A 13,212-nucleotide genomic window follows, 5' to 3' on the forward strand; every position below is an offset into this window, starting at 1 on the left:
GGCTCTGACAGCTCAAACGCATCAAACAGTTCAACTGGCTCCGACAGCTCAAACGCATCAAACAGTTCAACTGGCTCCGACAGCTCAGATGGAAACAAGCCAGCTGATGGCTCAAACAACACCGGTTCAGGTAACAAAGGTAACGATAAGAACGATTCAAAAGGTACTCAAAAGTAGTAATAAATAAGAGTTTAATTACTTAATTTTATTCTTTTGTAGTCAAGGATAAATAAAAAAGCCATAAGCTTATTTCCAATTGGTTGAATCTAAATGATTTAGGTAATTGGGTGGGCTTAGGCTTTTTTGGTTCAAAAACAAAGCTTTCTATTTAAATAATGTAAAATCTTAAAACTGGAACATATTTTTTGTCTATTTATGAGGACTAATTTCTGAAATTCAATCGGAGTTGGTCCTTTTAGTTTGATCATATTGAAGTTACTATTACAATAATCAATATACTTTCTTATTTTATTTGCCAGTTTTATTAAGGTATAAACCGGTTTTTAATATAATTACTATGTACATAATATATTACAATATACTTTGTATAGTAATCTATTACATAGTCTGAATAAACTTTAAATAAAAAATAATATATTAAAACAATAGTCTTTTTTTTAGGTGCTTATAGTGATAAAATAACTTTCATGTAACTCAATGAGAGTTATAGCGTTCTTAAGACTGTTTAGCTAGGGGCGTCGAAATGTCAATGAAAAAAGGAAGGCTCAAAAAAATGAGTAAAAATAGTTTTTATAAGAAAATGATAGTTTCAGTAGCTGGTGCATCATTATTAGCTGTTGGTGTTAATCAGTTACCAACCAACTCTCTAAGTAGTGCCCCAACTGAAGTTAGTGCAGCTAAGAAGGCCGCTAAGACCAAGAAAGTCGGTGCTAATTCTGCTGTTTACAAGCTTAAGGGCAAGAAATTAGTTAAGACTAAGAAGACACTTAAGGTTGGTCAAAAAGTAACTGTTCTTGGCAAAAAGACTGTTAAGGGCAAGGTTTACTACAAAGTTGGTAAGAACCAATATGTCAAGGCTGTAAATGTTACTGGTAAGGCTGCTAAAGTAGCTAAGAACACTGTTTTGGTTACCAGAAGTGGCAAAGCTTTGAAGAACGGTAAAGTTCGTAAGGGCCAAAAAGTAACTGTATTTGGTGCAGCTGTTACCATTAAGGGCAAGAAGTACTACTCAACTTTAGCAGGATACATTAAAGTAAGTGCTTTAGCTAAGAAGAAGACTGCTACAACACCAACTTCAACCCCATCAACTAGTTCTAATGGCTCAACCGGTTCCAACGGTAGCTCAGCAGGCTCAAACGGCAGCTCAGCTGGTTCAACTAGCTCAGCAGGCTCAAACGGCAGCTCAGCTGGTTCAACTAGCTCAACAGGCTCAAACGGCAGCTCAGCTGGTTCAACTAGCTCAACCAGTTCTAACGGTTCCACTGGCTCAACTAGTTCCAACGGGTCTAACGGCTCTACTGGTTCAACAGGTTCTAATGGCTCAACCCCTTCAAATCCTTCAAAGTAATGAGTAATCATTAATTTACTTTTGATACAAATTATTGAGTAAATTTAATATCATAGATAAAGAGGTTTTAGGTGTTTTTGAAGACTTGCTTTTACAGGTCTTCAAAAGATTCTCGGACCTCTTTTTTTGATACAAAAAAACGCAACTTTCTCAACTGGAGAACTGATTGCGTTTTTAGTCAATAAGTCTTAATTATTAGAAACAGACTGCTTTGCTCTAGCTAATACATCCATGACGGCTATGCTATGCTCGTATAAATCATTAGCTTTCTGTGTGTCATGGGTATCAATAATTTTCACAAAATCCGTAAACTCACTTGCCATCCGGTGATCAAACTGATTGAAGTTGAACTTACTGTTATCACCGTGTCTGTGTTCAACCATGAAGCTTTTAATAACACCAGTTGAACCGTCAAAATAGATAGTTCCTTTTTCACCTTCAATAAATGATCTGGGAGTAGTATAGCTGTCTTTTGCAGCAATTAAAACTGCTTGTTTATCAGGATAAACTAAATTAAGTATGCCTGAAGTATCAACTTGTTTTTGCATTACGGGATAATATTGCACTTTTTCCGGTTCACCGAATAAACCAACAGCTAAGTGAATATTGTAAATATTTAAATCCGTGAGAGTTCCGCCATCTTTAGCGGGATCGAATACAGGTGCAATTTTACCTTGCAAAAAATCATCATAGCGACTGGAATATTGCGTATAGTTTAAAGAAATAATGTGAATAGGTGCAATTTCAGCTACTTGCTGTTTAATTGCTTTAAAATTTGGCAGATGAATATTTGTGATTGCTTCAACTATGATTAAATCCCTTTTATCAGCTATTTCTTTAAGTTCTTTAGCTTGAGCAACAGTTTCTACATATGGCTTTTCGCAAATAACATTTTTGCCTGCAAGAAGAGCTTCTTTTACAATTTCATAATGTAAAGAATTAGGCACGGCTACATAAACTGTGTCGACATTTTCATCGCGACACAACTGCTCGTTATCTGCAAAAACTTCTTTAATGTTATATTGTTTAGCTAAATCTGTCGCAATTGGCTGGCTACGTTTGGTAGTGGAGATTGCTGCAAGTTCAAGGCCTTTAATTTTAGCAGCAGTCGTTAAAAAATCGTGAACAATTTTACCACTGCCAATAATTCCTAATTTCATTTTTGGACCTCCGATTACTAATGAAAATATTTAAATGACTCTATAGTCATTTTAGCTCATTAAGTAACCTAAAAGCACCATAATTTATGATAGTTAAATATTTACTAAAAATTGTTTTTCCATATTTTTAGTAACATTAGTTTGCTGGAGCTGCAGTGGCATTTTTAACTTCATCTGGTAACTTCAAAGAGTCGGAATCGCCTAAGCCAAAGATTCTAAAGTTGAATGAAGCTGGGGTTTTTTTGTCGTAGTTCATTTTAAAAGAAGTAGCAGTACTTGTTACTTTTTTATCTTTGATTTTAAAAGTAACATTACACTTGCTGAGTTTAACGTGCTTTTTAAACGACTTGAGATCTACCTTATAGTCTTTAAAAATTTTGTTCAGAAATTTACTTGCCTTAGTAATATTGACATTACTTTTGAGGGTATAAACTCCATCTTTATGACTAAGTTTGGCATTTTTGCTCAAATCAGTAGTGATGCTTTTAGCAAATTTCTTCAGATCGCTACTATATTTTTTTATATCAGTTTTGGCAGTATCAGCGTCTGCAATCGGTGTATATTGCCATTTGCCATCTGCTTTGGTGTAGACACGTTTTGCGTCCATATCAATCCATTGCTCTACTGTTTCAGCGTGTTTACCAGATTTTACTGTAGTAATGGCTTGAACTAGTTCAGGCTTGGTGGTAAAAGCACCATGAGAAGCGAAATCTATTTTTTGCTTACCACTTTTAATCTTCGTGCTGGTAGTATATTGGCCACTAGTTTGGTTGCTCTGTTTCTTTTCAACAATTGCAATAGCCTGCTTTTTTGATAATGCGGCATCGACTGTTTTTGCATGAGTTAGACCACCACCAACTAGAGTGACAGACAATAACATAGCCGTCAAAAATTTCTTCAATTTCATTGTGGACATCTCCTTTTTAATATTCTTATTTTACCTTAAGGAAATTATATAGCATTTTTAGTCAAGTTGATATAAAAACTTGTCCGATTTTTTTAGTGTTACAACTGCATCATTGAAGTAATAGAGTTTAAAAATGATAAAATTGTTTTGTACATTAATGAGTGAAGTTAACCCTCGAGATTGGACAAAAATCCAACTGGAGGGTTTTACTATGGTTAAATTTACCGTCAAACAAAAATTACAAGCGCTTAACTTGCTCAAAGAAGGCTACAGCAGCCATTCTGTGGCGCAAATGATTGGCACCGGATCACATCAACTAATTGATACCTGGGCTGCACAATACCAGTACTTTGGCGTTAAGGGCCTAGAAATTCGGCACACCTCGCAAAATTATCGTGGTCAATTCAAGCTTCAAGTCTTAAACTGGAGAAAAGAACATGACGAGACCTATCAAAATACCGCCATTCACTTCAAAATTGCCACACCCAGCTTAATTTGTACTTGGCAAAAACGTTTTGACGAAGGCGGGCTTGATGCGCTCTTTACCAAACGAGGCCGACCACCAATGAACAAATCGCCTAAAAAACCAGTTAAGTATACCAGCAGCGAGTTATCTGAATTAGAGCGGCTGCGCTTAGAAAACCGTCAGCTCCACATTGAGAACGACTACCTAAAAAAAGTCGAAGCCTTAGCTCGGCGCAAAGACGCTCAACGCAAGAAGAACGGACCATCATCCAAGAGTTAAGGCATGAGCACAACTATCAACTGCAAGAACTATTGCACTATAGCTTTTTAGCCAAGAGCACCTACGAGTATCACCCGCGCAACAGGCGGAAAAAATACAGCGATCTGGCTTTACTGTCGCTGATTAAAGTGGTTAAAAGGCATAATCCCAGCTTCGGCTACCTGCCCATGACCGACACGCTAAAAATCAAGTACGGCTTGCAGGTGAACCATAAACGCATTTACCGCCTGATGAAGGAGCACAAGCTGCTGGCCCGCAAATACAACTTGCGTGCGGGCAAGTATGATTCATCAAAAGGTCCGCAAGGCAAGAAGGCGAAGAATCGCTTCCACCAGAAGTTTAAGACCGATCGGCCCTACCAAAAGGTAGTCACCGATATCAGCGAGTTTCGCTATGGCAATAAGAGCATGAGCGAACGGTTATATTTCTCGCCCTTTAAAGATCTTTACAGCGGTGAAATCATCAGCTACACCATATCAGTCAGCGGCCGCAGACCAAATATGTTCTAGATGGACTCAAGCAGGTTTTGGCGATCCGGCCCAAACTGCCTTACCGCATGACGATTCACAGCGACCAGGGCATTCAATACCAGTCCAAAGCATACTGTCAGACCCTAAAGCAGCACCAGGTTTTTCAAAGCATGTCGCGACGGGCGACCTGCCACGACAATGCGGCCTGCGAGAGTCTCTTTCACATCATGAAGGTTGAGCTAGACTACTACACCTATACCTATCCTACTAGGAAGGCGCTGCAGGAGGCCATGGAAAAATGGATTAAATACTACAATCAAGCTAGAATCAGGCACACGCTAAAAGGCCGCACCCCGATTGGATATCGGAATACGGCCTTAGCAAACATGAATTAATGTTAACGTCCAATTCTAGGGGTTAACTTCAGAGAGTATGATTTTTTAATTTTTTACATAAATTAGGCTTAAAAAAACAGGTTTTTGATGAATTAATTAATCCTAAATTTGCAAGTCTTGGTTTTGTCTCTGGTCAAAGAATTATCTTAGAAGTCTTACACAAATAAAAACCCCGAAATTTCTCGTTTCGAGGTTACCGTTATATTTTATTTAAAGCTATTTTTTCTTTTTGTTAGTTTTAGGCAGTAGCTTGGCATTAAGAGCATTGGTAGGGATCTTTAAGAAGTCTTTGCTGCCCATGTTGCCATAACTCTGTCCAGCACTAAATTGCATTAGTTTATTTACTTTAACCTTAACTAGATATTCAAAGCTATACATCTTTTTATTTTTAACCACAAGTTTTGCAGTCATACCTTTAATTTTGCCCATTTTGACTAATTTGTGATAGATGGTTTTTTGCTTGGGACTTTGAGTATTGGTAGTAAATATCGGATCTAATGCATCTTTCATCGTTTTCTGGTCTTTGATAGATGCCGTTAATGTATAAGTATGACCTTTTCTAGTCATTTTATAAGCGTTAGTAAGAGCTTTGGGTGGGTCCATCAGCATTGAATTATTAACTATAGAATCAAGTAAATCAGCGTAAGTATGTCCGGTTATTTTGTTAAAATCAGCTTTATACCAGTCACTTGAGCCATTAATATAAACGTGATTGGAATTATCAACCCATTCTTGCGAAGATTGTGTTTTACCTTTAGCTTGCGTTTGGTAGTTAAGTTGAAATACGGTAGGATTGCCACCAAAAAGAGCAGTCGTAGCAACAACTTGCTTAGAAGTATCGGTACCAAGGGTTACGATCTGCTTAGCTTGGCCGCTCTTAAATGATTTCTGTGAACATTTGATTACTTGGCTTTTAGTTAGAATTGGTTCGCTTTGCTTTTTCTGCTTGGAGCATCCACCTGCAACTAGCGCTGCAACTAGGCTCAAGCCCATTAATATTTTTTTGAATTTCATAGTGAGTTAGATATTCCCTTTTCTTATAATCATCATTATATCTATTGTATCGTAAAACTTGAATTTAAAAAATGATTTTTAGTCCTAAACCCTATGAAAACAAAATGTAAATGTGTAAAATAGTAAGTGAAACATTTAATTTGCAAAGGAGATATTTCATGTCAAAATTAGTTTTGATTCGTCACGGACAAAGTGAATGGAACCTTGAAAATAAATTTACTGGCTGGATTGATGTAGATTTATCAGAAAAAGGCGTTGAAGAAGCAAAGAACGCAGGTAAGTTAATTAAGGAACATGGTCTGCAGTTCGATCAAGCTTATACATCTGTTTTAACTCGTGCTATTAAGACTCTACACTATGCTTTGGAAGAAAGCGGCCAACTTTGGGTTCCCGAAACTAAGAGCTGGAGATTAAATGAGCGGCATTACGGTGGCTTGCAAGGCTTAAACAAGAAGGCTACTGCTGACAAATACGGTGATGAACAAGTTCACATTTGGCGTCGTTCATATGATGTTTTGCCACCAAAGATTGAGGATGACTCTAAATATAGCCAAGTTCATGATCGTCGTTATGCCGATCTTGATCCCCACATCATTCCTCGGACTGAGAACTTAAAGGTTTGCTTGGAAAGAGTTATGCCATTTTGGGAAGACCACATTGCTCCAGACCTGTTAGCTGGCAAGAACGTTATTATTGCAGCTCACGGTAATTCACTTCGTGCATTGACTAAGTACATCGAAAACATTTCTGATGCTGATATTATGAACTTGGAAATGAAGACCGGTGAACCAGTAGTTTACACCTTTGATGACAAGTTGAATGTCACTAACAAAGAAAAATTAGACGACTAATTTTAAACTGAAAAATAAAATTCCTAACTTTCACGGTTAGGAATTTTTTTGTAGTTACAGTTTATTTGTGAATTTTGACAGAAGCGTCAAGTTGCTGACCATATTGTCAGCATGTTCTTTTAATTTTGGAAAAAATAGATCAAGTCTTTTCCAAAAGAAATACTTGATTTATCTTTTTGTCTAAAAATTAATTTTTACATTTTCCACTATAGCAATACCGTGCAAAGTATAGTTTTTTCCAGGAATTGATTCCTTATAAGAAATTATATTAAACGACATTTCAATGCTTAAAGCTACTAATATAGCTTTTAAAATGAAAAAAGTAAAACATTAGTACAAACAAGATTATTAATGAATTAAAAGAACTAAGTAAAAAAACATGGCTACCCGCCATATGCTGATCAATATATTATCAGAGTGATCTTGCCATAAAGATATTAAAAACCGATCTGTCCAATTACTAGGCAGATCGGTTTTGTTCTTTAGTTTTTGCCTTTTCTTTTGGATTTCAAAGCAATAGCAAAATCAGCAATTTCATTTTGATCTCGCTTACTTAAATGACCGATTCCCTTAAAGGTTAAACCTTTTTTGGGAAAGCGGTAAAGCTTACCAATATCGACCCATGAGGGTTTCATTAAACCGGCAGCTTGCCATTCTTTAATTGGATAATACTGTTGCCTGATATAAGCCGATTTATTTTTGTACTTACTGGTAATTTTATAAGCTTCAACTGTTTGCGCCGAAACCTTGCGAATTAATACTGGTCTACGCTTACCACCATTAGTTTCTACATAACTAACGTATAAGCTAATTAGGTCATTAGTCTTCATTTGGATCATTTAGCCAATTAGCAACTTCTTTAGCGTCTTTAAACTCCACTATTGGAGTATTTTCAGTGGCCTTTAAAAAACGTAACTCTGCTCGTTCTGTTTCACTTAAAGTTGGCTTAAAGGGTAAAGCACCATCTGCAACGATTTGCTTATAAAGCATGTTAATAGCCGTGGTGGGTGTTAGGCCCAACTCACTTAAAACTGCTTCGGTATTTTCAGCCAAGTTTTTATCAATTTGTACTTGAACTCTTTTTTTATCTTTAACTGCCATGACTATCTCGCCTCTCTCAAATAGTACTCTAATTATACTACTGTTTGAGTGCTACTTCAATTTCTATGCCTTTTTGAGCTTTTGCTTTAATTTTAACCGCTTCGCTACTGCTTAGTTTTAATTTCTTCGTCTGACCAAATGTGGCTTTTCCCTTGATCTTGTATAATAGATATTATAAAGAATTTTACTTAGGTAAGAATCTGTTCAGACAACTAAATATCAATATTTAACAGAAATTAGGTGCTCTTCAACTTAGCTACGTAATACTGGAATTAGTAAGACTAAAATAATATCGATATTGGGCTTGATACTCTTGAACATTTAAATCGTGAAGATGTAATGTTGTACATTGATTATCTTAAGAATGGCCAAAATAAACAGGAGGAGTATAACTTTCCCACATTAAAAAATTAAAAAGCAACGTTATCATGCTATAAAGGGAGACAAAGCCCTATTTTTACCTATATTTATCGTAGGCTGGTTAAGTCGCTAATTGAAGAAAAAGAAATTTCAAACTGGATTTAAAAATTGCAGGTCAGTGTTTCAAAAATTTTGACTTAAGGGATGTGAATTCTTTACCAGGTTTTAAGAATTACTCTGGCAAAAGTAGTTATTCAGCTACTATAACAATCGCTAAACTTTCAGGTGAGTTTTTAATTAATCTAGGACAAATCGGTGAAGTCACTGAACTAAAGGTTAATGGCAAATTAGTGGGAAGAACAATTGAGCAAAACTCAACTTTTGCTATAACACCATTCTTAAAAGTAGGTCCAAATAAAATTGAAATTGAAACGGTAAATAACTTGGCTATTAAAATTCAAGATCCAGAATCCCAATTTGGTATTATTCCACCAGCTGGATTAATCGGGCTAGTAAAGTTAGAGATCTATCAAGGCTGAAAATAAGAAAGACAATCAATTACGTAAAAATAATTGATTGTCTTTTTCTTGAAATGGGTGTTGAAAAATTTCTAATCCGGTTCATTAATATTTAAAATGGCATCGAAGACGCTCTGCGGCAACTTAATGTCACTTTTAACGGCTTGCCTTTTGTTTAGACTTTGTCTACGCAAAAGTTGTTGTTTCTTCGAAATACTCCGTTTTTCGCCATTAACAGCCGCATTTTTACGTAAAGGCGGCACGTCAACTCTCGCAATTGACTTGTTTTCCACCATTGCTTGCACCGGCATCGGGTATAAACGACGTGGAACCGTATATTTTAATTTTTTGACCAACTTATGGGCGATCAAATCGGCTTTTTGTCGCGGCACAATAATATCGAGAGCATCAACAGCGGCATAGTTGATCTGAATTTGAATTTTGACTACATCAACCAGTTCGTAATCCAGAAATTCGGTATCAAGAGTCGCAAAGCCATGAGTAATTGACTTTAAGCTGTTGAAAAAGTCATAGGCAATTTCAGACACCGGCAGTTTGTATGTTAATGTGACTAAATCTTGTTGGTTGTCCAAGTTGACCATTTCCCCAAAATGCTGGTCACATAATTTCATGACTGCTCCTAAATATTCATTGGGCGTAGTAATGACTGCTTTGACATAAGATTCAGTGACGTAATCAATCTCAGAAAAGTCAGGAAATTTCGCTGGGTTAGTGATAGTGAGGTATTCTTGCTTAGGCTGAGGTTGCTTGAGGTAAACGTGATAGGTAGCATTGGGCGCGGTTGTCAGCACTTCCACATGATATTCATCGCGCAATCTTTCTTGGATGATTTGCAAATGGAAAATACCTAAAAAGCCGCAACGAAAGCCGGCATCGAGAGCCTCGGACTGTTCTGGGGTGTAATGAAAAGCCGAATCATTGAGAGCTAGCTTACTAATAGCCTGTTTTAAAGCCTCATAGCTGGTATTTCCTTTAGGATAAAGACCAGCATAGACCATTGATTGCGCGGGCTTGAAGTGTGGAATCGCGTTTTTAGTCGGATTGTCTGCAGCGGTTAAAGTATCGCCCACCTGAACGCTGGCAACATCCTTAATCCCAGTCACAAGATAGCCGACTTCTCCAGCATTTAATTCCTTTACCGGCTTCATATCTGGCGTGAAGATTCCCACTGCTTGAGCATTAAATGTGCTGCCGTTCTGCATTAATTCCAGTTTTTGTTGGCTTTTTAACGTGCCGTCAATTAGTCTAACGTCCGCAATAATTCCCTGATAAGAATCATATTGCGAGTCAAAAATCAGTGCCTTAAGTGCTGCAGCGGGTTTTCCCTGAGGAGCTGGGATTTTTTGGTAAATTGCTTCTAATACTTGATGAACATTTTCTCCTGTTTTAGCAGAAATTTTTAAAATATCCACATCAGCGAATTCGGGACGCAGCGCACGAATTTGCGCTTCTGTTGCCGCAACGTCAGCAGCCGCATTATCAATCTTATTAATCACCGGAATGATGGTCAAGTTATGCTTTAAAGCTAAACGTAAGTTGGCTACGGTTTGTGCTTGCACGCCTTGGGTTGCGTCAACTAATAAAATAGCACCATCGCTGGCAGCGAGGCTTTTAGAGACTTCGTAGGAAAAATCAACGTGTCCCGGTGTATCGATTAAATTGTATTCATATTCCTGCCCATTGTCAGCTTGATAAAAGTTACGCACTGAGCGCGACTTAACTGTTACTCCGTGAGCTTGTTCAACTTCCATGCTATCGAGTAGTTGGTCACTTAACTGCCTTTTACTCACAGTATCAGTTTGTTCCATAATTCTGTCAGCTAAGGTTGATTTACCATGATCAATATGAGCAATTATGGCAAAATTTCTGATGTTCGCGAGTTTCATTTTATTTATTTCCCTCCAGTTTTTGTTGCAATCCTTGTAAGTAAAACAACATTATTTGATTGGCTTCCTGTTCGAGATCAATTTGAAAGCCCTTAAAATCGACGGGTAACTGGTCATGATGAAATTCGTCCAAGTTCATCATGTTCATGAGTCCGCTAATTATGGCGCTTTGAATAATAAAAAGGTGACTGGCCTGTTTAACGCTTAATAGTGTGATTCTTGCAGCAATCGCCTGTCCCAGTTGCTGGTTTATTTCATATAATTTTTCCCGACCGACCAAAGTTTGTTCTCTGTCAGCCGCTGCCTCTAAAATTGGCCCTCGTAATGCGTTAAGACGCAATAAATCGGGCCTTTCACGTATTAACAGGTGATTTTGTTCTAATAAAAAAGCAGTAAAGTCATTCCAAGAAGTGATACTTGCAGTTTTTTGAAAACGCTGGCGTACTTCCTTGAGGTAGTCTTGATAACCAGAAAGCAGCAGATACATAAAGATGTTTTCTTTGGTTTTAAAGTAATTAAATAGTGTGCCTTTGGCTACGCCTGATTCATGGGCAATTTGCGCCATGGATATTTGGTTAAAATCATTTTTTTGAAATAATTTACTGGCAGCAGCCGCAATTAGCTGCTTTTTGGCTTCTTTTTCTTTGGGAGTTAAGACATACATAATGACATTTTGTGCTCCTTTCATTCAATAATGACCAACGGTCATTTTACAAATAATTATTAATTTTTGCAAGCAAAAAACCAGCTACGCTTGCAGCTGGCTTGAACACATATTTTATTTATTAATGTATTTCTTTAATTGTTCACCATGAAGTCCGGCGCTTAAGCCCACTAAGAGTTTAATTCTGGCCTTTTGGCCATTGAGACCGCGACAAAAGATAATACCCATTTTGGCTAAGCCAACACCGCCACCTTGATAATCATAAACTGGTTCAGCGATACCGTTAAAACAACGGGAAACCAATACCAGGGGAATTCCGTTATCAAGCAGTTTTTGCAGTGCTGGCAGTGTTTGTGGGGGCATGTTGCCGGCACCTAAAGCTTCAATCACTATTCCACTAGTTGTCGTTTTATCCAAGGCTTGCAAAATTTCTGGTCCCATTCCTGCATAGGCCTTTACTAAATAAACATTTGCAATAATGTGGTCAATTGGTAAGTGTTGCTGGGGATTGATAGTTTGCACGTAATTAACGTGACCTTCAGATACAACACCTATAGGACCAAATGTAGCGGTGCGAAAAGTAGCAACATTTGTAGTATGGGTCTTCGTAACATAACGGGCGGGATGAATTTCATCATTCATCACAACTACAACACCTTTGCCAATAGAAGCATCAGAACTGGCGACCATGATTGCGGTTCTAAAATTGTACAACCCGTCGCTGCCAATTTCATTAGAAGAGCGCATAGCTCCGGTTACTACCACAGGCATTTTACTGGAAATGGTTAAATCTAAAAATAAAGCTGTTTCTTCCAGAGTGTCTGTGCCGTGAGTCACGACTGCCCCAAAAAAGCCTTCGGCTTCTGCTTGGCGGATCCGCAAAGAAAGTTGCAACATACGCTCAGGAGTCATATGGGGCGAGGGTAAATTAAAAATTTCTTCTGTAACTAACTCCACGTCATCATCAACGTTTAAAGACAAGTCAGCTAATGGGTTTTGACTGTTGGGCTTAATTTTGCCATTTTCATCTTCTGACATTGAAATGGTGCCACCAGTGTGTAAAATTAAAATTTTTTTGCTCATGATCCTTATACTCCCGTAAATTCTTTTAATACCTATCAAGAGTAACATAAATTTTCAGCTGCTGATACCTTCAACAGTCAAAGTTTTTAGACATAAAAAAACTGCCAGATGAAGCAGTGATATGACCCTCAAATTTAAGACAAATTTGGCCGTCATATGAGCAAACAGACCAGCCGTTTATGTTAAAAGTTTTAATCAGCGAAAACCTCTTGCGCTTGACCAAATGCAGACCATGCTTTAGGCCAGCCACAATAAAAAGCCAAGTGGGTAATCAACTCCACCATTTCGTCTTTGGTAATACCGTTCTTTTTGCCCATAATCATATGTGATTTAAGTTGGGGAAAAGCGCCTTGTGCCATTAATGCGGCACAAGTAATTAAACTACGGTCATGAGCAGACAACTTGTCCTCTCTTGACCAGACTTCACCAAATAAAACATCATCATTCAATTCTGCAAATTTAGGTGCAAAATCACCTAAGTTATCTCTACCAGCTGTTTGCTTTTTCAT

General features: G+C 37.5%; 14 protein-coding genes and 1 pseudogene. 6 read left to right on the top strand and 9 right to left on the bottom strand.

The window, feature by feature from the left end; genetic code table 11:
* Nucleotides 1-733: 733 nt before the first annotated feature.
* Entirely contained in the window at nt 734-1,528 is a 795-nt protein-coding gene (locus LDM92_RS08255; protein WP_223902821.1) for an SLAP domain-containing protein, read from the top strand.
* A 188-nt stretch (nt 1,529-1,716) separates the two neighbouring features.
* On the opposite strand, the gene LDM92_RS08260 is transcribed toward LDM92_RS08255, so the two are convergent.
* The gene (locus LDM92_RS08260; RefSeq protein ID WP_223902822.1) at nt 1,717-2,688 is read right to left on the bottom strand and encodes a Gfo/Idh/MocA family protein; all 972 of its coding nucleotides are present in this window, start codon (nt 2,686-2,688) and stop codon (nt 1,717-1,719) included.
* Between the two features lie 136 nt (nt 2,689-2,824).
* Nucleotides 2,825-3,595 (bottom strand): hypothetical protein, encoded by a 771-nt coding sequence (locus LDM92_RS08265; RefSeq protein WP_223902823.1) that lies wholly within the window; start codon nt 3,593-3,595, stop codon nt 2,825-2,827.
* Nucleotides 3,596-3,806: 211 nt separating this feature from the next.
* Between LDM92_RS08265 and LDM92_RS08270 the strand changes: the two genes are divergently transcribed.
* The 3 genes from LDM92_RS08270 to LDM92_RS09900 are packed head-to-tail and all read left to right on the top strand — an operon-like array spanning nt 3,807 to nt 5,205.
* Nucleotides 3,807-4,340, top strand: a complete 534-nt coding sequence (locus tag LDM92_RS08270) for a helix-turn-helix domain-containing protein (RefSeq protein ID WP_223902824.1) — start codon at nt 3,807-3,809, stop codon at nt 4,338-4,340.
* 32 nt (nt 4,341-4,372) lie between these two features.
* A complete protein-coding gene (locus tag LDM92_RS08275; RefSeq protein WP_223902825.1) occupies nt 4,373-4,849 on the top strand; it encodes an IS3 family transposase in 477 nt (158 codons plus the stop codon).
* A gap of 17 nt (nt 4,850-4,866) precedes the next feature.
* Nucleotides 4,867-5,205, top strand: coding sequence for an IS3 family transposase (locus tag LDM92_RS09900; RefSeq protein ID WP_373868659.1), 339 nt, complete (start codon nt 4,867-4,869; stop codon nt 5,203-5,205).
* 216 nt (nt 5,206-5,421) lie between these two features.
* Here the strand turns inward: LDM92_RS09900 and LDM92_RS08285 are convergent, their stop codons facing one another.
* Complete coding sequence (locus tag LDM92_RS08285) at nt 5,422-6,219, bottom strand: DUF6612 family protein (protein ID WP_223902826.1); 798 nt, start codon at nt 6,217-6,219, stop codon at nt 5,422-5,424.
* 158 nt (nt 6,220-6,377) lie between these two features.
* On the opposite strand from LDM92_RS08285, the gene LDM92_RS08290 reads away from it, so the two are divergent.
* A complete protein-coding gene (locus tag LDM92_RS08290) occupies nt 6,378-7,070 on the top strand; it encodes a 2,3-diphosphoglycerate-dependent phosphoglycerate mutase (RefSeq protein WP_034978190.1) in 693 nt (230 codons plus the stop codon).
* A gap of 488 nt (nt 7,071-7,558) precedes the next feature.
* Here the strand turns inward: LDM92_RS08290 and LDM92_RS08295 are convergent.
* Nucleotides 7,559-7,900: pseudogene (locus tag LDM92_RS08295) on the bottom strand (hypothetical protein); the annotation flags it as partial.
* Nucleotides 7,890-8,171, bottom strand: a complete 282-nt coding sequence (locus LDM92_RS08300) for a type II toxin-antitoxin system RelB/DinJ family antitoxin (RefSeq protein WP_046332635.1) — start codon at nt 8,169-8,171, stop codon at nt 7,890-7,892. The pseudogene LDM92_RS08295 and the gene LDM92_RS08300, both read right to left, overlap by 11 nt.
* A gap of 566 nt (nt 8,172-8,737) precedes the next feature.
* On the opposite strand from LDM92_RS08300, the gene LDM92_RS08305 reads away from it, so the two are divergent.
* Nucleotides 8,738-9,070 (top strand): hypothetical protein, encoded by a 333-nt coding sequence (locus LDM92_RS08305; RefSeq protein ID WP_223902827.1) that lies wholly within the window; start codon nt 8,738-8,740, stop codon nt 9,068-9,070.
* Between the two features lie 71 nt (nt 9,071-9,141).
* On the opposite strand, the gene lepA is transcribed toward LDM92_RS08305, so the two are convergent.
* From lepA to LDM92_RS08325, 4 genes are all read right to left on the bottom strand, one after another.
* Nucleotides 9,142-10,956: a translation elongation factor 4 gene (lepA, locus tag LDM92_RS08310; protein ID WP_223902828.1), complete on the bottom strand. Its 1,815-nt coding sequence runs from the start codon at nt 10,954-10,956 to the stop codon at nt 9,142-9,144.
* A 1-nt stretch (nt 10,957) separates the two neighbouring features.
* Nucleotides 10,958-11,644: a TetR/AcrR family transcriptional regulator gene (locus LDM92_RS08315; RefSeq protein WP_223902829.1), complete on the bottom strand. Its 687-nt coding sequence runs from the start codon at nt 11,642-11,644 to the stop codon at nt 10,958-10,960.
* Nucleotides 11,645-11,734: 90 nt separating this feature from the next.
* A complete protein-coding gene (locus LDM92_RS08320) occupies nt 11,735-12,703 on the bottom strand; it encodes an asparaginase (protein ID WP_223902830.1) in 969 nt (322 codons plus the stop codon).
* Nucleotides 12,704-12,894: 191 nt separating this feature from the next.
* Nucleotides 12,895-13,212 carry a carboxymuconolactone decarboxylase family protein gene (locus tag LDM92_RS08325; protein ID WP_223902831.1) on the bottom strand — a complete coding sequence of 106 codons (318 nt, stop codon included), beginning with the start codon at nt 13,210-13,212 and terminating at the stop codon, nt 12,895-12,897.

This window comes from Lactobacillus laiwuensis, assembly GCF_019972835.1.
GTDB lineage: Bacteria > Bacillota > Bacilli > Lactobacillales > Lactobacillaceae > Lactobacillus > Lactobacillus laiwuensis.